Source organism: Bradyrhizobium sp. B039, from assembly GCF_038965675.1.
GTDB lineage: Bacteria > Pseudomonadota > Alphaproteobacteria > Rhizobiales > Xanthobacteraceae > Bradyrhizobium > Bradyrhizobium diazoefficiens.
In genome coordinates, this window is record NZ_CP152416.1 from 1,316,809 (window position 1) to 1,337,334 (window position 20,526).

25 protein-coding genes are annotated in these 20,526 nt (G+C 62.9%); 15 read left to right on the forward strand and 10 right to left on the reverse strand.

The features are described from left to right. The first annotated feature begins 93 nt into the window (after window positions 1-93). Window positions 94-1,029, forward strand: coding sequence for a LysR family transcriptional regulator (locus tag AAFG50_RS06075; protein ID WP_028173931.1), 936 nt, complete (start codon window positions 94-96; stop codon window positions 1,027-1,029). Here the strand turns inward: AAFG50_RS06075 and AAFG50_RS06080 are convergent, their stop codons facing one another. After that, on the reverse strand, window positions 1,030-1,287 hold the full coding sequence (locus AAFG50_RS06080) for a hypothetical protein (protein ID WP_028173932.1): 258 nt from the start codon (window positions 1,285-1,287) through the stop codon (window positions 1,030-1,032). 147 nt (window positions 1,288-1,434) lie between these two features. Between AAFG50_RS06080 and AAFG50_RS06085 the strand changes: the two genes are divergently transcribed. Both AAFG50_RS06085 and AAFG50_RS06090 read left to right on the forward strand, forming a co-directional pair. Further along, window positions 1,435-2,421, forward strand: a complete 987-nt coding sequence (locus AAFG50_RS06085; RefSeq protein ID WP_028173933.1) for a tripartite tricarboxylate transporter substrate binding protein — start codon at window positions 1,435-1,437, stop codon at window positions 2,419-2,421. Window positions 2,422-2,517: 96 nt separating this feature from the next. Then, window positions 2,518-2,862: a hypothetical protein gene (locus AAFG50_RS06090; RefSeq protein WP_011090291.1), complete on the forward strand. Its 345-nt coding sequence runs from the start codon at window positions 2,518-2,520 to the stop codon at window positions 2,860-2,862. Between the two features lie 6 nt (window positions 2,863-2,868). Here the strand turns inward: AAFG50_RS06090 and AAFG50_RS06095 are convergent, their stop codons facing one another. Both AAFG50_RS06095 and AAFG50_RS06100 read right to left on the reverse strand, forming a co-directional pair. Beyond that, window positions 2,869-3,336 carry a YbaK/EbsC family protein gene (locus AAFG50_RS06095; RefSeq protein WP_011090290.1) on the reverse strand — a complete coding sequence of 156 codons (468 nt, stop codon included), beginning with the start codon at window positions 3,334-3,336 and terminating at the stop codon, window positions 2,869-2,871. Between the two features lie 35 nt (window positions 3,337-3,371). Then, window positions 3,372-4,103, reverse strand: a complete 732-nt coding sequence (locus AAFG50_RS06100) for a haloacid dehalogenase type II (protein ID WP_028173934.1) — start codon at window positions 4,101-4,103, stop codon at window positions 3,372-3,374. 535 nt (window positions 4,104-4,638) lie between these two features. Here AAFG50_RS06100 and AAFG50_RS06105 point away from each other — a divergent pair. Together AAFG50_RS06105 and AAFG50_RS06110 are read left to right on the forward strand one after the other, a co-directional pair. Beyond that, the gene (locus tag AAFG50_RS06105) at window positions 4,639-5,235 is read left to right on the forward strand and encodes a Fe-Mn family superoxide dismutase (protein ID WP_028173935.1); all 597 of its coding nucleotides are present in this window, start codon (window positions 4,639-4,641) and stop codon (window positions 5,233-5,235) included. A 71-nt stretch (window positions 5,236-5,306) separates the two neighbouring features. After that, on the forward strand, window positions 5,307-5,900 hold the full coding sequence (locus tag AAFG50_RS06110; RefSeq protein WP_231166625.1) for a hypothetical protein: 594 nt from the start codon (window positions 5,307-5,309) through the stop codon (window positions 5,898-5,900). A gap of 136 nt (window positions 5,901-6,036) precedes the next feature. Here the strand turns inward: AAFG50_RS06110 and AAFG50_RS06115 are convergent, their stop codons facing one another. Beyond that, window positions 6,037-6,456: an NUDIX domain-containing protein gene (locus AAFG50_RS06115; RefSeq protein WP_198046589.1), complete on the reverse strand. Its 420-nt coding sequence runs from the start codon at window positions 6,454-6,456 to the stop codon at window positions 6,037-6,039. A 265-nt stretch (window positions 6,457-6,721) separates the two neighbouring features. After that, window positions 6,722-7,195, reverse strand: a complete 474-nt coding sequence (locus AAFG50_RS06120) for a hypothetical protein (RefSeq protein WP_131727850.1) — start codon at window positions 7,193-7,195, stop codon at window positions 6,722-6,724. A gap of 480 nt (window positions 7,196-7,675) precedes the next feature. Here AAFG50_RS06120 and AAFG50_RS06125 point away from each other — a divergent pair, with 480 nt between their 5' ends. Beyond that, window positions 7,676-8,119 (forward strand): cytochrome c, encoded by a 444-nt coding sequence (locus tag AAFG50_RS06125; protein ID WP_011090283.1) that lies wholly within the window; start codon window positions 7,676-7,678, stop codon window positions 8,117-8,119. Window positions 8,120-8,473: 354 nt separating this feature from the next. On the opposite strand, the gene AAFG50_RS06130 is transcribed toward AAFG50_RS06125, so the two are convergent. Continuing rightward, window positions 8,474-9,067, reverse strand: a complete 594-nt coding sequence (locus tag AAFG50_RS06130; protein WP_028174598.1) for a hypothetical protein — start codon at window positions 9,065-9,067, stop codon at window positions 8,474-8,476. A gap of 453 nt (window positions 9,068-9,520) precedes the next feature. On the opposite strand from AAFG50_RS06130, the gene AAFG50_RS06135 reads away from it, so the two are divergent. Beyond that, complete coding sequence (locus AAFG50_RS06135; protein ID WP_311996655.1) at window positions 9,521-10,267, forward strand: hypothetical protein; 747 nt, start codon at window positions 9,521-9,523, stop codon at window positions 10,265-10,267. 101 nt (window positions 10,268-10,368) lie between these two features. On the opposite strand, the gene AAFG50_RS06140 is transcribed toward AAFG50_RS06135, so the two are convergent. Next, window positions 10,369-11,253: a 4-hydroxyphenyl-beta-ketoacyl-CoA hydrolase gene (locus tag AAFG50_RS06140; RefSeq protein WP_011090280.1), complete on the reverse strand. Its 885-nt coding sequence runs from the start codon at window positions 11,251-11,253 to the stop codon at window positions 10,369-10,371. Between the two features lie 339 nt (window positions 11,254-11,592). Between AAFG50_RS06140 and ykgO the strand changes: the two genes are divergently transcribed. The 3 genes from ykgO to AAFG50_RS06155 all read left to right on the forward strand — a co-directional run bounded on the left by ykgO (window position 11,593) and on the right by AAFG50_RS06155 (window position 12,902). Next, window positions 11,593-11,718 carry a type B 50S ribosomal protein L36 gene (gene ykgO, locus AAFG50_RS06145; RefSeq protein WP_006611362.1) on the forward strand — a complete coding sequence of 42 codons (126 nt, stop codon included), beginning with the start codon at window positions 11,593-11,595 and terminating at the stop codon, window positions 11,716-11,718. A gap of 120 nt (window positions 11,719-11,838) precedes the next feature. After that, window positions 11,839-12,480, forward strand: coding sequence for a tetratricopeptide repeat protein (locus AAFG50_RS06150; protein ID WP_028174600.1), 642 nt, complete (start codon window positions 11,839-11,841; stop codon window positions 12,478-12,480). A gap of 161 nt (window positions 12,481-12,641) precedes the next feature. Next, window positions 12,642-12,902: a hypothetical protein gene (locus tag AAFG50_RS06155; protein ID WP_028174601.1), complete on the forward strand. Its 261-nt coding sequence runs from the start codon at window positions 12,642-12,644 to the stop codon at window positions 12,900-12,902. A 14-nt stretch (window positions 12,903-12,916) separates the two neighbouring features. Here AAFG50_RS06155 and AAFG50_RS06160 read toward each other — a convergent pair whose 3' ends face one another. Then, the gene (locus AAFG50_RS06160; protein WP_028174602.1) at window positions 12,917-13,099 is read right to left on the reverse strand and encodes a hypothetical protein; all 183 of its coding nucleotides are present in this window, start codon (window positions 13,097-13,099) and stop codon (window positions 12,917-12,919) included. Between the two features lie 327 nt (window positions 13,100-13,426). On the opposite strand from AAFG50_RS06160, the gene AAFG50_RS06165 reads away from it, so the two are divergent. Continuing rightward, window positions 13,427-14,383, forward strand: a complete 957-nt coding sequence (locus tag AAFG50_RS06165) for an alpha/beta hydrolase (protein ID WP_028174603.1) — start codon at window positions 13,427-13,429, stop codon at window positions 14,381-14,383. 118 nt (window positions 14,384-14,501) lie between these two features. On the opposite strand, the gene cycA is transcribed toward AAFG50_RS06165, so the two are convergent. After that, the gene (cycA, locus tag AAFG50_RS06170) at window positions 14,502-14,912 is read right to left on the reverse strand and encodes a cytochrome c-550 CycA (RefSeq protein WP_011090276.1); all 411 of its coding nucleotides are present in this window, start codon (window positions 14,910-14,912) and stop codon (window positions 14,502-14,504) included. Window positions 14,913-15,141: 229 nt separating this feature from the next. Here cycA and AAFG50_RS06175 point away from each other — a divergent pair, with 229 nt between their 5' ends. Continuing rightward, window positions 15,142-16,635 (forward strand): FAD-linked oxidase C-terminal domain-containing protein, encoded by a 1,494-nt coding sequence (locus AAFG50_RS06175; protein ID WP_028174604.1) that lies wholly within the window; start codon window positions 15,142-15,144, stop codon window positions 16,633-16,635. Between the two features lie 54 nt (window positions 16,636-16,689). Here AAFG50_RS06175 and AAFG50_RS06180 read toward each other — a convergent pair whose 3' ends face one another. After that, the gene (locus AAFG50_RS06180) at window positions 16,690-17,175 is read right to left on the reverse strand and encodes an antibiotic biosynthesis monooxygenase family protein (RefSeq protein WP_074077533.1); all 486 of its coding nucleotides are present in this window, start codon (window positions 17,173-17,175) and stop codon (window positions 16,690-16,692) included. Window positions 17,176-17,427: 252 nt separating this feature from the next. On the opposite strand from AAFG50_RS06180, the gene AAFG50_RS06185 reads away from it, so the two are divergent. The 3 genes from AAFG50_RS06185 (at window position 17,428) to AAFG50_RS06195 (ending at window position 20,418) form a co-directional block, all read left to right on the forward strand. Beyond that, on the forward strand, window positions 17,428-18,666 hold the full coding sequence (locus tag AAFG50_RS06185) for an FAD-binding protein (RefSeq protein WP_028174606.1): 1,239 nt from the start codon (window positions 17,428-17,430) through the stop codon (window positions 18,664-18,666). After that, entirely contained in the window at window positions 18,663-19,985 is a 1,323-nt protein-coding gene (gene glcF, locus AAFG50_RS06190) for a glycolate oxidase subunit GlcF (RefSeq protein WP_028174607.1), read from the forward strand. The genes AAFG50_RS06185 and glcF overlap by 4 nt, the downstream gene beginning before the upstream one ends. A gap of 70 nt (window positions 19,986-20,055) precedes the next feature. Next, window positions 20,056-20,418 (forward strand): hypothetical protein, encoded by a 363-nt coding sequence (locus AAFG50_RS06195; protein ID WP_049832533.1) that lies wholly within the window; start codon window positions 20,056-20,058, stop codon window positions 20,416-20,418. Window positions 20,419-20,526: the final 108 nt, after the last annotated feature.

The window sequence follows — 20,526 nt, forward strand, 5'->3', positions numbered from 1 at the left end:
CTGATGACGCTTGGATAAGCCTCCGCCTATGGTATAGAAATAGAAACTGTTGAAACGCATTGTTTCCTGAATTACTCCTATGGACCCGCTCCCATGGCAAAACTCCCCGATTTCGAGGCGCTCGCGATTTTCGCAAAAGTCGTGGAATTACGGTCGTTTGCGGGGGCCGCGAGCGAGCTCGCGATGTCCAAGGCGACGGTGTCGAAGGCCGTCACCCGGCTGGAGGAGCGGCTCGGTGCCCGCTTGTTCAACCGCACCTCGCGCCGCCTCGCGCTGACCGATGCCGGGCACAAGCTCGCCGAACGGGCGACGCGCCTGCTCGTCGATGGCGAGGCGGCGGAGAACGAGGCGCTGGCGCAATCGGTGGCGCCGCGCGGCCTCGTGCGGCTCGCCGTGCCCATGACGTTCGGGATCAAGGCGGTGGCGCCGCTGCTGCCGGAGTTCTTCGAGACCTATCCGGAAGTCTCGGTCGATCTGCATCTGAGCGATGCGACCATCGACCTGATCGGCGAGGGTTTTGACATGGCGGTGCGGATCGCGCGGCTGCCGGATTCCTCGCTGATCGCGCGGCGGCTGTTCACCATGCCGCGCTTCACGGTGGCGGCGCCGTCCTACCTCAAGCGTCACGGCCGCCCGACGCATCCGATGCATCTGGCCGAGCACAAATGCTTCAGCTACGCCTATCTCTCCACGCCCAATGTCTGGCACTACACCAATTCCGCCGGCGAGCAGGCAAGCGTGCGTCCGGGCGGTCAACTCCGCGTCAACAACGGTGAAGCGGTGATGCCGGCGCTGATCGCCGGCCTCGGCATCGCCGAGCTTCCCGAATTCATCGTCGGCGAAGCCATCTCCTCCGGCGAGGTCGAGGTGATCCTGAAGGACTGGAAGCAGGCCGAAGGCGCCGTGCACCTGGTGACGCCGCCCGGCGGCCCGCGCCCCGCGCGCGTCGAAGCGCTCGCCGATTTTCTCGCGGCAAAGCTGCCGGGCACGTGCAAGCGGCGGACGCGCGCGAAGGCGAAGACGGTCTGACTACGACACCTTCACGCCGTTGATCGCGACGATGCGCAGGCTCGGCTTCAGCGTCCCCTCCAGTTCGGATTTCAATTCGTGGACGCGCGGGTCCGTCGAGCGTGCCGCGCAGACCGCGTATTGGTGGACCGATTGCGCCAATGCGCGCCGCGCTTCCGGGGTTCGCGTCACCTCGGGCTTTGACAGCCGCAGCACGATCGCCGCGAGATTGACCAGCATCTCGTCCAACGCGACGTCAATGGTTTGAAGATTGCGCATCACTCACTCCCTGGAAGGGCAACAGCCGGTCCGGGGATGCGTTCCGGGCCGGACCGAACATGGTTAGCACTTCGTAAACGTCTTGTTCTTGCCGATCGCCGCGCTAGGCTGGCCGCGAAACAAAGAAAATCAGGGGGAGGGACCACCATGGATCGACGCGATCTCTTGCGCGCGGTTGCGGCATTGCCGTTGTTGCGGGCTGCGTTACCGGACCAGGCGCTCGCGCAGGGCTATCCGGCCCGCAACATCACCATGATCGTGCCGTTTCCGGCCGGCGGCCAGGCCGATCTCGCCGCGCGCCCCGTGGCCATGGCGCTGGAGCGGATCCTCGGCAAGCCCGTGATCGTCGACAACCGCGCCGGCGGCGGCGGCGGATCGGTCGGCAATGCCGCGGCGGCGCGCGCCGAGTCGGATGGTTACACGCTGCTGATGACCCTTTCGTCGCTCGCGGTGCTGCCGGAGGCCGACCGGCTGTTCGACCGTCCCGTCGCCTACGAAGTCTCGCAGTTCATGCCGATCGCGCGCGTGCTCGCCGATCCCACGCTGCTCGCGGTGCCGGTCTCGGCGCCATGGAAGACCGCGCAGGATTTCATCGAGGACGCGAAGAAGCGGCCGGGCCAGATCACTTATGGCTCGTCCGGGCCGTACGGCACGCTACATGTGGCGATGGAGATGTTTGCGAACAGCGCCGGCATCAAGCTGCTGCACGTGCCGTTCCGCGGCGCCGGTCCCGCGCTCACCGCGTTGCTCAGCGGCACCGTGCAGGCAATCGCGGCCGCGCCCGGCACGCTGAAGCCGCAGGTCGACGACGGCAAGCTGCGCGTGCTCGGCAATTGCGGTGCGCGACGCATCGCGAGCTTCCCCGACGTGCCGACCTTCCAGGAGCTCGGCTACAAGGATGTCGAGATGTACATATGGGCCGGGCTCTTTGCACAGAGCTCTCTTCCCGCGCCGATCGCGACCCGGCTGCGCGAGGCCATGGCGCAGGTGATGGCGAGTCCGGAGGTCCTCAAGTCCTTCGAGGCCTCCGGCAGTCTCGTCGCCTATCAGGACGCGCCGGAGTTCTCGCGTTTCGTCGCCGACGACAGTGCGCGGCTGATCACGGCCGTGAAGAAGATCGGCCGGGTGGAGTAGGTTCCGGCCCGACCTTCACATTTTTTTGTTCGTCCAGAACCTGCCCGCGTCTCATTGATTGATGAGAATTCGAGAAACTCTGGAAGGAATCGAGACATGCGAACAGAGCGGATTGCGCTGGGTGTGGCGCTCGCGATTGGCGGCATCGTCGCGCAAGGCGCAGCATTCGCCGAAGAATATCGCGGAACCATGGAACAGCAGATGGCCTGCACACCGGATGTGTGGCGCCTGTGCAGCGACCAGATTCCGGACGTGAGCCGCATCACGGCTTGCTTGCAGCAGAACACGCCCCAGCTCTCCAGCGCCTGCCGTGCGGTGTTCCAATCCAACAACCAGATGCAGCCGCAGCAGCCGGTCCCGCGAGGGCGGGCGGTGCCGCCCCCGCGCTACAATGCTGCGCCGCCGCCCCCGCAGCCGCGGCCTTACGATGAGGACGATTAACGTCTCTTAAGGCCTGATTTCGCAGACATCGATCCATTCGGCCGCGGTCAGCTCGGCCATCCGCTCGGGCGTGATGCGCACCGCGCTGTGAGTCGAGCCTGCGGCCGGCACCACCACGTCGAACGCCTTCAGCGATACGTCGCAATAGACCGGCAGCGGCGCCTTCAGTCCGAACGGACAGACGCCGCCGACCTCGTGGCCGGTGATCTCGGCGACCTCTTCCAGCCCCAGCATCTTCGGCTTGCCGCCGAACTGCGTCTTCACCTTCTTGTTGTCCATGCGCGAGGTGCCGGCGGCGACGATCAGGATGACGCGCTCGCCGATCCGCAACGACAGCGTCTTGGCGATTCGCCCCGGCTCGACACCATAGGCCTCGGCCGCCAGCGCCACGGTCGCGGAGCTGATCGGGGATTCGATGACGGAGATGTCGGGGGCTTTCTCGGCGAAGAAGGCGCGAACGGATTCCAGGCTCATTCCAGTCTCACGGGCGGGCGGGCGGCGTACCTACCTCAGATGATACTTGGCAGCTCGGAGAGTGCGCGGATGCGGTGGTCCGGCGCAAAGCCAAGCTCGTCCATCTGGGTGCGGATCGCCTTGAACATCGTCAGCGGTGCCACGAGTTCGTTCTCGACGCAAGCCAGCGCCATCGCCTCGGGCGTCACCCGCTCGATCCATGCGACGTTCAAGCCATACGACTTCGCGCCCGCGACGTCCCAGGGATTGGAGGAGACGAACAGAACCTCGTCAGGCCTGGTAGCGAGCACCTCGCCGATCAGCTCATAGGCCGCCGGGCTCGGCTTGAAGACCTTCTTGGCATCGACACTGATGGTGGCATCGAGCAGGCGGTCAAGCTTGGTGTTGCGCACGAGCCCGTTCAGCATGTCCGGACTGCCGTTGGAGAGGATGGCGAGTTGTCGGGGCTTCAAGGCCGCAAGCGCGCTTGTTGCATCCGGATAGAGATCGAGATGCAGATACTTTTCGATCACGCGCTCGAATTCCTCGCGCTCATAAGCGAGCCCAAGGATGCGCAGCGTATAGGCGAGTGAGTCGCGCGTGACCGCGTCAAAGTCCTGGTAGCGCTGCATCAGAGAGCGCAACCACGTGTATTCGAGCTGCTTGATGCGCCAGACCTGCGTGATGATCTCGCCGTAGCCCGGAAACGCATCCTCGGTGATGTCAGCGACCGACTGGATGTCGTAGAGCGTTCCGTAGGCGTCGAAGACGACGGCTTTGAGGCTCATTGGCTCGCTCCTTTGGGATCTTTGCGGGAGGCGCACGGACAATACCGAAACGGCCCGGTGCGCGACAAGATCGGAACCTTCTTCAAGAAATCGTCACCCCGGCGGCCTCGCGCAGCAGATTGACACTGCCGCCGGCAGGCGCTTAATTCGAGGCACGGGGATCTGCGATCTCCCCGCGAGGCGACATGCCCAAGTATCGCGTCCTGGTCACCAAGGACGCTGCATGTCTGCTTTCATCTCGATCTCATCACAGAAATTGTCCCGTCAATTGGTGCCGCCAGCGCGCCGTCCTCGTCGATGTCCGTATCGACGAGGACCGCGCGGTCTATTTGCGCACGCGACAAGACGGCGAGCACCAAGAGCTAGCGAGTACGCGGGGGACGCTGGGGACGACGATCAAGTGGAGGACTTCATGACCACGAATACCGACCGCCGAGACTTCATCAGGGGCGTGGGGGCCGCCGCGGCGTCGACCGCACTACTCGCGGGGACGCAAGCCCTTGCGCAAGCCAATCAGCCAACAGGAGCCAAGCCAATGACATACCAGCCCAAGCCGATGCCGTTCGATCCGAAATCCATTGCCGGCATCTCGGAGAAGGTGCTCGTCAGTCACTACGAGAATAACTATGTCGGCGCCGTAAAGCGACTGAACGCGATCGGAACGCAACTCGCCGAGCTCGACTTCGCGAAAGCTCCGAACTTCGTCATCAACGGCCTGAAGCGCGAGGAGCTCGTCGCGTCAAACTCGATGATCCTCCATGAAATCTATTTCGACGGGCTCGGCGGTGCCGGCAAGCCGAGCACAGCACTTGCCGAGGCGATCGCGCGCGATTTCGGCAGCATGGAGCGGTGGCGCGCGGAGTTCTCCGCCATGGGCAAGGCCGAAGGCGGCGGCTCCGGCTGGGTGATTCTTTCCTACTCACCGCGCGACAAGCGGCTGGTCAATCAGTGGGCCGCCGACCACACGACGACGCTGGCCGGCGGACGCCCCGTGCTGGTGCTCGACATGTATGAGCACGCCTATCACATGGATTATGGCGCCGCGGCCGCGAAGTATGTCGACATCTACATGGAAGCGATCAAATGGGACAACGCTGCAACCCTGTACGATCAATACAGGCGGGAAGCTTAGACGTCGTGCGAAGAATGAGCGTAGCGCTCTTGGGGGCGGCGTTGTTCCTATTGTCGGTGGAAGGAAACGCGATGGCAGACACTGTAAATTTTGACAACGCAGCAACCGGCGCAGCGCCCGAAGGCTGGACTCTGACGAAGACGGGTCGTGGCCAGCCCAAATGGACGGTCGAGGCGGAGTCGACGGCGCCAAGCAAGCCGAACGTCCTGAAACAATCCGGTCAGGCGACGTTTCCAGTGGCGCTCAGGAACGGCACCAGCATCCTGAACGGGTTCGTCGAGGTCAAGTTCAAGGCGATCGCAGGCTCCGAGGATCGTGCGGCCGGTCTTGTCTGGCGCGCAAGGGATGCCGACAATTACTATGTCGTGCGGGCCAACGCGCTTGAAGACAATGTCGTGCTCTACAAGACGATCAAGGGTGTTCGCAGCGCGCTCGATATCGTCGGCCGGAAAGGCGGCTATGGCGTCAAGGTATCGGTGCCATCAGGTCAATGGCATTCCCTACGCTGCGAATTCGCGGGAAAGCTATTCAAGGTGACGTATGACGGCAAGCCGATGTTCGAGGTCGAGGACGAATCGATCAGGGACGCCGGCATGATCGGCTTGTGGACCAAGGCCGACAGTGTCACCGTATTCGACGACCTGACATACGGTGCGCTGAACTAGCGCGTGTACTCATTAATCGGGACGCCGTTAGACGTCCGCTATGCCCCCGATAGCGGCGCGAAAGCGGACGTCGCATGACTTCCGCGTTGGGCCAACAACGGACGTCGCAGTTGCGGAGCAAGTCGCAACGACAATCTCATATCCGAGGCCGCACTGTCTCCAGAGCTTTCAGAGCCTCCACCACCGAATTGTAGATCAATTGGTCTTCCGGCTTACGGTTCTCTTTGAGCTTCTCCACGTTCGCGCGATCAACCCAGAGAGTTTCTGACACTTTGTCGGTTTCCAGAGCTGGATTTGTGAGGTCCCCGTCGACGGTCACGATGAACTGTCGTTCTTCGTAGGGTGTCGGCCCATAGCTCCAATACTTAGGTGTTAGCTCAAGAACGATGTTTTTGAGGTGCCAGCCTGTCTCCTCATGTATTTCGCGGCGCAGAGCAGAAAGAACGTCCTCGTCGTCTTCGACGTGCCCGCCGATTAAGTCCCAACACCCGGGAAACAAGCGACGCGTCGATGAGCGCCTTTGCACAAAGACGCGCCCTCGACCATCAACGACCATCGCGTCCGCAATAAGCTGTCTTCTTGATGGCATTTCGTCGGTGTCGGGTGCGGTATAGGTTAGCCTTTGCGGCGTCCACTTGAGGCCGACGGCTTGGCCTCAATGTCCAATTTTTAATCCGGGTGTCCGAGGTCCGCAACGGGTCATTCGTGTCGTTTAGCGGTCGGTCAAGCTACCTCTGATCTACCCCCAACTTCAGACATATTGTGCCACTGCGCTAACTGACGCGAAGGGCCACAACCGGACGTACGTTCGGGATGCCCCGTCATTGACTGGTCTCGTTCTGTCTTCGGATCAGGGACACGTCCGAGACGCGGGCAGTGATCGGCAATCCATGCTGTCTGAGAACACTCCATCCGGCCCATAGCCCGACGAGGCCGAAAAGACTGGCCGCAGGAAGAACCCAGGTCATTCGTCCGGCGCCCAACGTAGCGGCCATCGTCGCGCAAAATACAGCGACCAAGACGGCAGGAAGGACATAGGGCCAGTTTCCGATAACTCCGTCCAACCTCCTTCGGCCGATGAGCAATACCGCAATCACCCCGAAGCAACTCATGGCTAAAAGGAGGACATTCCCGCCGATGTCGAGCACAACGCTTATCCCGTGCTGTGGCATGGAGAGGGCCCCCAGCACGTGTTCGTAAAGACGAACGCTCGAAGCATAGGCCATAAGAAGACAGAACAACCCGAATACGAAGCCGATCGTCTTGAAGAGAGGCCTTGCCGCTTGTAGTTCCATGCGCACCTTCACCTCTGCTCAACGCTTCTTGAGGCGTTCAACCAAAGCCCACTTTGGGTAGAGCGCGCTGGTGAATTTACCGCTCATGTCCTTGGTTAAGCTGAGGTTGCCGCAATCGCTTAAAGGCGTTGGAGAACGACGGCCTATAGTATCGGCCGGAGATCACCCCAATAACCACCTCACTTCTGCAATGGGTCATTTGCGACCGACATGGGTTATCCGCTCCATGTCCGATCTATCCCCGATAGCGACCGAACGGCGGACGCGCCCAGACCATGCGGGTGGTAGCAGAGCAGCGCGAGATCGGCGAGCACGGCATCACTCTAGGGCGCGGGCTCTTAAGTCCGATCAGCCGGCGAAAGCATGCCACTCCCAGAGCCTTCACAAGCCTAAGCCGGAAGCCAGTCTTGATATGCGTCAATCTGTCGGAGCGCAAAGCGGCTAGTAGTAAAGCCTTTCTAGCCAGCGTCGGAGCGCGACATGGTAAAGTGTGGTTGGTTGATAATTGCCGGCCTTACCGCTGCTTTCGCTGCCGCGGCTCAGGCTGAAGACCTCGACATCGGCAAGTCAGAATTTCAGTCTTCGTGCGCGAGTTGTCATGGCGCGGATGCAAAGGGCAAAGGACCGGTCAGCGACCAGCTCAAGATCCCGCCTCCCGATTTGACGGTGTTGGCCAAGAACAACAACGGGGTCTTTCCCACGAACGCTGTCTATGAAACCATAGATGGATCGAAAACAATTCCTGCTCACGGCACTCGTGAGATGCCAATTTGGGGGGAACGATTCAACCCCATTGTCAACTTGCCTCACTATGTTGATCCGTCTTATTGGAAGATGGCCGGGCCGGAGCAAAGCCCCGAAGTCGTCGTGCGAAAACGCATCCTCGCTGTTGTCGATTATCTCAGCCGCGTTCAGCAAAAGTAGCAACCGACGAGCATAAGATTACTTGCCCATCCCGCTTAGCGCCCGCTAAAGCGGAAAAAGTTTGCTTGCGCCACAACCGACGAAGCAGCTGCACCACCAACCAGCCCGATGAACTCCCGCCGCCTCATATTGCCTCGTGATGCGCCCGGGAGTCTTACTGCCCTGTTTGCCAAACCGCGATGTCCGAAGCGGGTCGAGGCCGACATCTGCCCGGCCCGATGCCGTGCCTTCTGTGGGGTCAAAACGCGAAAAACTCAACGTGAGCAAGCTCAGTCCGCTATGCCCCATTGAACGGACCTCAATGAGGCGTGCTACCACTTCGCTGATGGGCCAGAAGCCGACCTCGCGATTGGCTTATGGGCCCGGCACCATCATGGTCGGCTCTTCCAGCAGGGAAAAGTCGTAGCCCTCGCAGCTAACATTCGGGTTGGTGGGCGCAAACATGCCGAGCGGGTTGTCCTTGAACAACCAGGCATGCAGATCATAATGCACAAACTCCTTTGGAATGAGCGGCCAGTGTCCTTCCATCGGGCCCATGAAGGGTTGGTCGAAGAGAGAGGGGCGCTGCTTGGTATCTGCCGTTAGAGGCACCAACCACTCAACAGCCACGAGCTTCAATTCCTTGCCCACAGGTTCGTAGATCAATACGTTGGGCTTCATCGGATCGGGAGCGCCCTGCACTGTGACATTGGCAAAGTGCACTCCCATAGCGCCTTTGGCATACTCCATGTGGTGCGGAACTTTCTCGCCAGAATAGTGCACGCAGCCCACCGTCGACAGGTAGAGGTCGCGCACGGCTACCTTGTAGTCCTGATATTTCTCCAGCGATTTGCGCAACGCGTCGAGCTGAGCCTTGTAAGGCTCTTCTGCTGCAATTGGTCTGAGGGCCGCACCGATAAAAGCAAGACCTAGCGCGGCGACGAAGGTACCACGGACATATTTGCGCATGTTCCCTCCTAGCTTTTCATCAAAGCAATGTCGGAATGAACTGGCCGAACCAAGGGTGAGGGTTTTTGCCATTTCCGACAAGACGATAACAACCCCATGGCCGCCAATCGCGATAGAAAAATGGTGGTACTCCCTCTTGGGCGTACATGGGCCTTTGATGGCTCAGCCGACAGACCGCGTTCTTCATCGCCCGACTGTCAAGAGGATGTCTCAATCGGGTCATCAGCGGCAATGCGCTGACCGAGCGGAACATTTCCGCTAAGCCTTCAAGACCGGACTTCTGCGCGTTAAGAGTACACGCCCTAGATTAAAGTCGACGTCGACCAGCTCACGTCGGAGAAACCATGCTCGCTCGCACCCTGCTTGCGGCCACCGTCCTGTTGATGCTCGCGCACCCGGCAATGGCGCAGGCGCCGCTCGCGACCTACAAATCCTTGAGTCCCGGGCTGGCGCTTGATCTGGCAAGTGAGGGTTTCTGTCCTCGGCATCGAAGCCCTCATCAGCTCGGCGACGTTGCTTGACTCACGTCAAGAACGCGCGTGGCGCAGCGTGTTAGTCGGGAAACTGGGGCGGTACCATTCGAACCATGGACACGAAGCAATGGTCACGCAAAACAACATCAATTTCTTCACCAACTGGGCCAAGGAGCGTCTTGACGAAATGGAAGCAACGGTGACCTCGCTCGAAGCCCGGGCTTCCGAGGTGCAGTCGGATGCGCGTGAGAAGGCCACGAAGGTTCTGGCGGATCTCTGCAAGCAGCGCGACGAATTCCGCGACACCGTGAAGAAGCAGTCGGAGGTCGGCGAGGCCGCCTGGACCCAGGCAAAATCAAGGATGGAAGCCGATTGGCGCGTGTTCGAGACCGAGGCCGGAAAATACGTCGAAAGCTTCGGCAAGCAGATCGAGCAGCAGCAGGCGACGTTCAAGCTTCAGGCCGAAGCGCAGCTCAAGGCGTGGCGCGAAGCCGCCGACAAGCTCGGCAGCGATGCCAAGAACTTTGCGTCCGAGCGCCGCGGCGACATCGACGCAGCCCTGAAGCGCATGAATGCCGATGCAATCGAGGCGGAGAAAAAACTGGAGAAGCTCAGAGAGGCGGGGACCCACTCATGGTCCGCACTCATGGCGGCCCTGGCGGAGACCCGCCTTGCCTTTGATCGTGCCAACGAGGCGGCGCGGGAGGCTTTCAAGCGAGCTGCCTGATCAGACGCGGTGAACTTCCGGAGACCGTCGTCAGGCGGTCTCCTTGCCGTCGGCAGCTCGAGCGTTGCCCTGACACGCCAGCGGCCTTCTCAGCGTCCGCGCTAGATGCCCAAAAGCTTGCGCGCGTTGGCCTTCAGCACCTTCGGCCGGATCTCGTCGCGGATGTCGATCTTGGCGAAGTCCGACAGCCAGCGGTCCGGCGTGATCACCGGCCAGTCCGAGCCGAACAGCATCTTGTCCTGGAGAATCGAGTTGATGTAGCGCACCAGGATCGGCGGGAAGTACTTTGGCGACCAGCCCGACAGGTCGATGTAGACGTTCGGCTTGTGGGTCGCGACCGACAGCGCTTCTTCCTGCCAGGGGAAGGAGGGGTGGGCGAGGATGATCTTGAGGTCGGGAAAATCCGCCGCGACGTCGTCCATGTACATCGGGTTGGAATATTTCAGCCGCATCCCCATGCCGCCGGGCATGCCGGAGCCGACGCCGGTCTGGCCGGTGTGGAACAGCGCGATGGCGCCGCCATTGTTGATCTCTTCGTAGAGCGGATAGGCCATGCGGTCGTTGGCGTAGAAGCCCTGCATGGTCGGATGGAATTTGAAGCCGCGCACGCCGTATTCCTCGATCAGCTTGCGCGCCTCGCGCGCGCCGAGCTTGCCCTTGTGCGGGTCGATCGAGACGAACGGGATGAGGACGTCGAGATGATCGGAGGCGACCTCCAGCATCTCGTAATTGTTGTAGCGGCGGAAACCGGTCTCGCGCTCGGCGTCGACCGGGAAGATCACGGCGGCGATGTTCTTGGAGCGATAGTAGGCCGCGGTCTCCGGCACGGTCGGCGGATGCTTGTTCGGCGACTTGAAGTACTCCGCCATCTGCGCCTGGAAGTCGTCATAGCCGTCGTCGGCGTGGCAGCCGCAGGGCTCTTCGGCGTGGGTGTGGATGTCGATGGCGACGACATCGTCGATGTTGGGCAGCTTCAGCTTCGGCATTGGTTTCCTCCCGACGGGTTGCCAAATTGATTATATGATATAACGAATTTGGCAAGGCTCGCTGGAAGCAAAACCGCAGCCCGCAAAAGTCTTTGCCGTGCCTGGCCTCTGATGCGGCAGATCGGGCCGATCCGGCCGCTTCTACTGCGCATGGGGTTGTTTTCGCGAATTTGCCGGTTCGGACCGGGCAGTTAACATTGACATGACCTCCCGCCATGCCTTAAGAACCGCCCCGTCCCGGGCGGTCGTCCGCCAGCGGGAAAAATCTCATTTTGCCACATTCGCGCGTGCCGAAACGGTAGTGCCGAACACGGCCTTTCGAACGTTCAGGATTCCGCCATGAAGGTCCGTAACTCGCTGAAATCGCTGCGCGGTCGCCATCGCGCCAACCGCCTGGTCCGCCGCAAGGGCCGGGTCTATGTGATCAACAAGGTGCAGCGCCGCTTCAAGGCTCGCCAGGGCTGATTAGCCCTGCCGGACGCCCCGCGCGCCCCGCAAGACCACGGTCTCACACGAGTTTGACGCCGCCTTTGCTTTGCAAGGGCGGCTTTACGCGTCTAGACTTCGGTCATGGCAGTGAGAGTCCTGGCAGTGAGATTCGTTTTCGCGCGCACCCTGTGTCTGGCCCTTGCCCTGGGAACCGCCGGCCTCGCTCCGGCCGCGGCGCAGCAGGTTGAGCCGCCGTCCCCGCCCGGCAAGCAGAAGAAGCTTCCCGAAGCGCCGGCCAAGCTGCCCAAGGTCGATCGCACCAAAAATCTCGATTTCCTGTTCGGCGCGCTGAAGGCGGCGCCCGACGATGTCAGCGCCAAGCATGTCGAGGCGCGGATCTGGGCGATCTGGCTCCAGACCCCGAGCGATACCGCCTCGCTGCTGATGGCGCGGGCCAAGACCGCGGTCGACGCGCAGAAGATCGACGTCGCGATCAAGCTGCTGGATTCGGTCATCAAGCTCAGACCCGACTACATCGAGGCCTGGAACCGGCGCGCCACGCTCTACTACATGCAGAACGACTACGGCCGCTCGCTCGCCGACATCCAGCAAGTGCTGATCCGCGAACCCCGCCATTTCGGCGCGCTCGCGGGGCTCGGCATGATCATGCAGGAGGTCGGCGACGAGAAGCGCGCGCTCGAGGCCTACCGCAAGGCGCTCGCCGTCAATCCGCACCTCGAGAAGATCCCCGATCAGGTCAAGGCGCTGACCGAAAAGGTCGAAGGCCGCGACATCTAGAGCACGATCCGGACCCGAAGGGCCGCGCCAGCGCAAAGGGATAGTTTGATCATTTCCCGAGCGATTGCGGCGCACGCGGATTAACCACGATCACACGCGTCGCATGAGCTGGGGTATCGTCAATGCGGCCGCAGGCCTACCTGCATGGCAGGAGCAAAGCCATGAAGCGTTTGATTCTTGCGGGTAGCTTGTTGCTCGCGTCGGGAACGGTGAGTCTCGCCGACGGACTGTTCTGGGTGGTCGGCAACCGCGCCACCGGCAAATGCAACATCGTGACCAGCAATCCGGTCATCATCGGCGACATCTGGTTCGGCGATGGTCCCTACAAGTCCAGGGCCGACGCCAAGCTCGCCCGCTCGACCATCCGCGCCTGTCCCGCGGTCAGTCCCGACGACGAAAAGGACGCGGACAAGACGGACTAGGTCCGGCCCGCAACCTAATGCAGGGCGGCGCCGCCGCGCTCGGCGAGGCCGCGATCGGCCGCTGCGGCGTAAGCCCTGGCGAGCTCCGCCTCGAGATGCTCGTTGATCAGGAGCAGCGCCCGCACGGCGCCGCGCAGGTCACCGTTGCAGCTTGCGACAATCTCGTCGATTGCAGTGTCGTTCGATCTGAAGCTCATCGAAATTCTCCGGTTCAAATCAGGACAAATCCTGCCGGCCTGTCCCGCATCCCCTGAGGTCGCGAGGAGGATCGGCGCCCACCCGCGCCTAAATGGCGGAACCGACCATGGCGATTATATGGAAACCGCTATGACGACCGCATGAAGCTGGTCCGAAGCTTGCGCGCAATCAGGAATTAGATTGATTCTATTGAGTTTTTCTGGCTCTCGATTATGCACATATCCACAGCCCCTCATTTCCGGTGGAAGTGCTGAAGCGCCTGGGGCGAAACTGCCGCGTGCCACGCCCGTAATTGCCAGGTGCCCTATTACGTCCGGATTCTCTCCATGATCGTGATGACAGTCGTGACGGCGCTGGTTCTGCTGGCGCTGGTCACGCAGGCCGGAATCGTCGCCGTGCAACGCGCCTTTCCGCCACAGGGCCGGATGATCGAGGTCGATGGCGCGACGCTTCACGTCGTCGACATCGGCCCGCGCGATTCAGGCCTGCCGGTCGTGATGTTGCACGGCGCGAGCTCCAATCTCGAAGCGATGCGACGCCCGCTCGGCGATCTCCTGGCAAAAGACCATCGCGTCATCCTGATCGACCGTCCCGGCCATGGCTGGAGCACGCGCGCGCGGCGGCAGGATTCGACGCCGCAGATCCAGGCGCGGATGATCGACGAGGCGCTTCGTAAGCTCGGAATCGATCGTGCGGTGTTCGTCGTGCATTCCTGGAGCGGGGCGCTCGGCGCGCGCCTCGCGCTCGATCATCGGGGCCGCGTCGCCGGCCTCGTGATGCTGGCGCCCGTCACGCATCCCTGGCGCGGCGGCGTCGGCCGCTACAACGAGCTCATCGCGATGCCCGTGATCGGCCCGTTGCTCGCCTACACCATCACGCTGCCGCTCGGGTATTTCGTCGCCGAGTCCGGCGCGCGCAACGTGTTCCTGCCGCAGACCATGCCCGATGGTTTCGTGCAGCACTCCGCGACGCCGCTGCTGCTGCGGCCGCGCGAGTTCATCGCCAATGCCTATGATCTGGTGACGTTGAAGGCGTCGGTGGCTGGGCAAGCCGCGCGCTATGGCGAAATATCGGCCCCGGTCACGATCATCGCCGGCGAGCCCGACAAGACGGTGAAGACCAATATCCACGCGCGCCCGTTCGCAGCTCAGGTGCCGAATGCAAAGCTGATCGTGCTGCCCGATCTCGGCCACATGGTGCAGAACGCCGTGCCGGATCTGGTGAAGACGGAGATCGAGACGATGATCGGGAAAATCGTGCCCGCGCAGGCGGCCGCCGACTGAAGCGTTTTCGAGCGAAGCGGATACCGGTTCGCGTGAAGAAAACGCGTCCAAACAAGAAGCCGGAGCTTCGGCTCTGCTTCAATCAGAACCGAAGCTCTGGCGGCCGCCTCTCGCGCGCTTACTGCTTGATCTTCCCGTCCTTGTCGAACTGCGAGACAAAGGTCCAGAGATTGTTGATCTCGGTCTCGTTCTTGATGCCGGCGAACGCCATCTTGGTGCCGGGGATCTTGGCCTTGGGGTCCTTGATGTACTCCTTGAACGTGGCTTCGTCCCAGGTGATGCCGGAATTCTTGTTCGCATCCGAATAGCTGTAGTCCGGCGCAGTTCCCGACTTGCGGCCGTTGAGGCCGTTGAGCTCGGGGCCGACCTTGTTCTTGGCGCCTTCGCCGATTGCGTGGCAGGCCAGGCACTTGTTGAACGACGTCTTGCCCGCGGCGGCGTCCTGCGCCATCGCTTTGGAAGACATGGCGGTGGACGCTGCGGCAGTCATGGCGAGGGCAACTAGCGCGCCGAAAGTCAGTTTTGTCATAAGGGTGCTCTTCGTCTCTTCCCGGGTCAGATGGAGGGTCGTGGTTTTGGCAGGTCCAGGGCAAGTGGACAAGCCGCGAATCCTTGACAGGTTTCCTGATAGCAGACTTGCCCCAGAGAGAACTTGCGCTGCAACAATGCAATGCGACCTTCGGAGGACCTACCCAAAGACGGCAAGACATGATTGATTTGCCGGGACAATTCCCTCCGTCGGACGAAGGCTTCGTAATATGGCCATCATGATGCCCGCAAGCGACCAGGCAGTGCTGGCGCGTCGCAGCGAGATCGTCGCCGCCTTGCGCGCAATCGTATCAGGCGAAGGCGTGATCGACAGCGCCGCCGAGATGCGGGCCTATGAATCCGACGGGCTGACCGCCTATCGCCAGCCGCCGATGGTCGTGGTGCTGCCCGATACGACCGAGCAGGTCTCGCTCGTCCTGAAATATTGTGCCAGGCAGGGCATCAAGGTGGTGCCGCGCGGCTCCGGCACCTCGCTGTCCGGCGGCGCGCTGCCGCTCGAAGACGGCGTGCTGCTCGGGCTCGGCAAGTTCAAGCGCATCCGCGAGATCGATTTCGACAACCGCGTCGTCGTCACCGAGCCCGGTGTCACCAATCTGGCGATCAGCCAGGCGGTCGCGCATGCCGGCTTCTATTACGCGCCCGATCCGTCCTCGCAGATCGCCTGCTCGATCGGCGGCAATGTCGCGGAGAATTCCGGCGGCGTGCACTGCCTCAAATACGGCATGACCACCAACAACGTGCTGGGTTGCGAGATCGTGCTGATGAGCGGCGAGATCCTGCGGATCGGCGGCAAGGGGTGCGAGAACGCCGGCTACGACCTGATGGGCGTCATCACCGGCTCCGAAGGTCTGCTCGGCGTCATCACCGAGATCACGGTGCGCATTCTGCAAAAGCCGGAGACGGCGCGCGCGCTGATGGTCGGCTTCGCGGAGGTCGAAGCGGCCGGCGAATGCGTGGCACGCATCATCGGCGCCGGCATCATTCCCGGCGGCATGGAGATGATGGACAAGCCCGCGATCCACGCCGCGGAAGCCTTCGTCCATGCCGGCTATCCGCTCGACGTCGAGGCGCTGCTCATCATCGAGCTCGACGGTCCCAAGATCGAGGTCGACGAGCTGATCACGCGCGTCGAGACCATCGCCAATGCCTGCGGCTCGACCACCTGCCAGATCTCGACCTCGGAGGCCGAGCGCAACCTGTTCTGGGCGGGCCGGAAAGCCGCGTTTCCGGCCGTCGGCCGCATCTCGCCCGACTATCTCTGCATGGACGGCACCATCCCGCGCGGTGCGTTGCCGAAGGCGCTGGCGCGCATCCGCGAGCTATCGGAAAAATACCAGCTCGGCTGCGCCAATGTGTTCCACGCCGGCGACGGCAATTTGCACCCGCTGATCCTCTACGATGCCAACAAGCCCGGCGAGATCGAGCGGGCCGAGGCCTTCGGCGCTGACATTCTGCGCGCCTGTGTCGAGTTCGGCGGGGTGCTCACCGGCGAGCACGGCGTCGGCATCGAGAAGCGCGATCTGATGCCGGAGATGTTCAGCGAGATCGACCTCAACCAGCAGCAGCGGCTGAAATGCGCCTTCGACGCGCAGGGCCTGCTCAACCCCGGAAAAGTGTTTCCGACCCTGCACCGCTGCGCCGAGCTCGGCCGCATGCACGTGCACGCGGGCAAGCTGGCGTTTCCGGACATTCCGCGGTTCTAGGCGCTCGCGCGGAGGGAAGGGGCTTGCGATGCAAACCTCTTCCCTCCGAAACGCTTACAGCAGCCCGTATTGCGCCCGCTCGCGCTTTGCCAGTAGCGGCAGGGCTTCGCCGGCGATGTACGTCTTGAAGTGCCCGCTCTCCTGGTGCGCCTTGAAAGCGGCCTCGTCGCGGAACAGCTCGTAGAACAGGAACTGGGCCGGATTCTCCCTGGCGCGTGAGATCAGGAACAGCTTGACGCCGTCCTCGCGCTGCGCCTCGGGCAGGAAGCGGTCGAGGATCGCGGCGACCTTGTCGGCCTCGCCGGGCTTGGCCTCCCATTGCGCGACGACGAGCAGGCCGCCGCCGTCGACGGCGTCGCTGAGGGATTTCTGCGTGGCATAGTGGTTCATGGTCTTTCCTCCTTGCTGCTGGGCTTGAGATGACGACGTCCACGGCGAGAGATAGATCGCCAGGACGGCACCGAAGGCGGTGATCACCGACCTGCGGCTGAATGTTTCGTGGACGCGCGGCGCCGGCCGCGCATATGTCGATCGCTCCATGTGTGTCTCCGTCGGTTGGGCTCGATCGCGATCGGCGCAAGCTTGTAGCGATGGCCTGTCGGCTTTGGTTCGCCGGTGATCGAAGTGTCGATGTCGTGAACGCTTCGATCTTTATCGAACCGTTGTTGTCGGATGTCGCGGAGCCGGCCTGATGGAGTTTCGTCGCACGCCGCACTGGCATTGCACGGCTGGGTGGTCGCCGCGTCACGCTGCATTTGATTTTGGCGGCGAATTTCGCTACCGCCTTTTCCCGTGGATACGCTCAAGGTCAGAGACGCCAAAGACGTCGAAGAGGTGGTGCGCGCGGCGATTGCCAACGAGCAGCCGCTCGAGATCATCGGTCATGGCAGCAAGCGCAGCATTGGCCACGCGATGGCGACCAACGCCGTGCTCGACGTCTCCGCGCTCAATGCCGTCACCTCCTACGAGCCCAACGAGCTGATCGTGACGCTTGAGGCCGGTGCGCCGCTGGCCGACGTGCTGTCGCTGATCGATGCCAAGAACCAGCAATTCGCCTTTGAGCCGATGAACACCGCGCCGCTGCTCGGCACGCCCGTATCAGGCACCATCGGCGGCATGATCGCGGCGGGCCTCGCCGGCCCGCGGCGCATCAGGGCGGGCGGGGCGCGTGACCACCTGCTCGGGGCGCACGCCGTCTCCGGTTTCGGCGACAGCTTCAAGACCGGCGGCAAGGTGGTGAAGAACGTCACCGGCTACGACCTCTGCAAGCTTCTGGCCGGTTCCTGGGGCACGCTGTCGGTGATGACCGAGGTCACGCTGAAGGTGATGCCGAAGCCGGAGGCCGAGCGGACGCTGCTGCTGCGCGGGCTCGACGATGCCGCCGCCAACAAGGCGATGACCGCGGCGCTCGGCTCGCCCTTCGACGTGTCCGGCGCCGCCCACCTGCCGAAATCCGCGTTCCGGGCGAAGATCGACGGGCTCGGCGACATCGCGGGCCAGGGCGAAGCGCTGACCGTGCTGCGGCTCGAAGGCATTACCGCTTCAGCCGCCCACCGCGCCGGTTCGCTGCGCGAATTGCTGGCGCCGTTCGGAACCGCGGCCCTGGTCGAGGACGCATCGTCGGCGGCACTGTGGGCGACCGTCCGCGATGTCCTGCCGTTCGCGGCCGGCGGCGCGCTGGGCGCCTGGCCGGTGTGGCGGATCGTCTGTCCGCCGGCGTCAGGTGCGGCGCTCGGGACCCAGCTGGCGCGCGAGACCGGCGGCGACGTGATTTACGACTGGGGCGGCGGATTGATCTGGGCCGCACTGCCGCCGAAGGGCGACGCGCATGAACCGGCCGTGCGCGCGCGTGCGAATGCGGTCGGCGGGCATGCCATGCTGATCCGGGCGGCAGAGGATGTCAGGCGCGACGTCGATGTGTTCCATCCGCAAGCGCCAGGCATCGCCGCCCTGAGCGAGCGGGTGCGGGCCGGTTTCGATCCGAAGTCCATTCTCAACCGGGGACGGCTGACGCGGGGCGCTGCGGCATGAAGACCGAATTCTCACTGGCGCAGCTTGCCGATCCCGATATCGCGGAGGCCGACAAGATCCTGCGCGCCTGCGTCCATTGCGGCTTCTGCACTGCAACCTGTCCGACCTATGTGCTGCTCGGCGACGAGCTCGATAGCCCGCGCGGCCGCATCTATCTGATCAAGGAGATGCTGGAGAAGGACCAGACGCCGACGGCCGAGGTGGTCAAGCATGTCGACCGCTGCCTGTCGTGCCTGGCCTGCATGACGACCTGCCCCTCCGGGGTGAACTACATGCACCTCGTCGACCAGGCCCGGGTCAGGATCGAGCAACGCTATCAGCGGCCACTCACCGAGCGGCTGCTGCGCCAGGTGCTGGCCTTCGTCCTGCCGGACCCGCAGCGCTTCCGCGCCAGCATGTGGCTGGCGCGGCTGGCCCGTCCGCTCGCCGTATTCCTGCCGACGCCGCGGCCCTCGGCGACACCGGGCCTGGTCCAGCGCCTCAAGGCGATGCTGGCGCTGGCCCCGAACCGGCTGCCGTCGCCCGGCCCCCTCCCGGGCAGCGTGTTCGCGGCGCTCGGCAAGAAGCGCGGCCGGGTCGCGCTGCTCCAGGGCTGCGCGCAGCAGGTGCTGGCGCCGCGCATCAACCAGGCTGCCATCAGTCTTCTCACCCGCCACGGCATCGAGGTCGTCCTGGTCAGGGACGAGCAATGCTGCGGCGCGCTGACCCATCACCTCGGCAACGACCACGATGCGCTGGCGCGGGCTCGCGCCAATATCGCGGCATGGCGGGCGGAAGCGGCCGGCGAGGGACTCGACGCCATCCTGGTGACGGCGTCCGGCTGCGGCACCGTGATCAAGGACTACGGCTATCTGCTGCGCGAGGACGCTGCGTTCGCGGCCGATGCGGCGAAGGTGTCCGCGCTTGCCAAGGACATCACCGAATATGTTGCCGGCCTCGATCTCGCGACCACTGCGATAGGCGACAACATCGTCGTCGCCTATCACTCCGCCTGTTCGTTGCAGCACGGGCAGAAAATCACGGGCCTTCCGAAAGAATTGCTTTCCAAGAATGGATTCGTGGTGAAAGATGTGCCCGAGAGCCATTTGTGTTGCGGTTCGGCGGGGACCTACAACATTCTCCAGCCCGAGCTTGCGGGCCGGTTGCGTGATCGCAAGGTCGCCAACATCGCGAGCGTCAAGCCGGACATGATTGCCGCGGGCAATATCGGCTGCATGGTGCAGATTGCCAGTGGCACGTCAGTTCCGGTCGTACACACGATTGAGCTTCTCGATTGGGCTACGGGCGGGTCGCGGCCGGCATTGAACGCGTCGAGCTGAGCTTTCGTCCGGAGGTGACGGCGGAAAGACGTCCGATCGACCATTGTTCGGCGGCAACAGGAGGACCACGATGGCGAAAGCGAAAAAGAAAAAAAGCAAGAAGGCAAAAAAGGCCAAGAAGGCTGTAGCGGCGAAGAAGACCGCGAAGAAGGCGACGAAGAAGGCAGCCAAGAAGTCAGCGAAGAAATCTGCCAAGAAGGCCGCTAAGAAGGCCGCACCGAAGAAGTCGGCCAAGAAAGCTGCAAAGAAGGCTGCACCGAAGAAGGCCGCCAAGAAGGTTGCGAAGAAAGCGGCACCGAAGAAGGCGAAGGCAGCTCCCGCGCCGAAGCCGTCAGCGCCGGTGGCAGCTCCGGCTCCCGAGCCTGTCGCCGAGACAAGCTGGGCGATGCCTTCGTCTTCTGCGGAACCGACGCCGGCCGAGGGGCAGGGTTAGGCCTAAGGTCAGGCCCGCGGTCAGGCCAGGGGCTGGGCCAGGGCTGGCTTCAACCCAACGACCACGATCGACAGCAGGAGGGCCGCGGCGGCGACGCTGCGGCCTTTC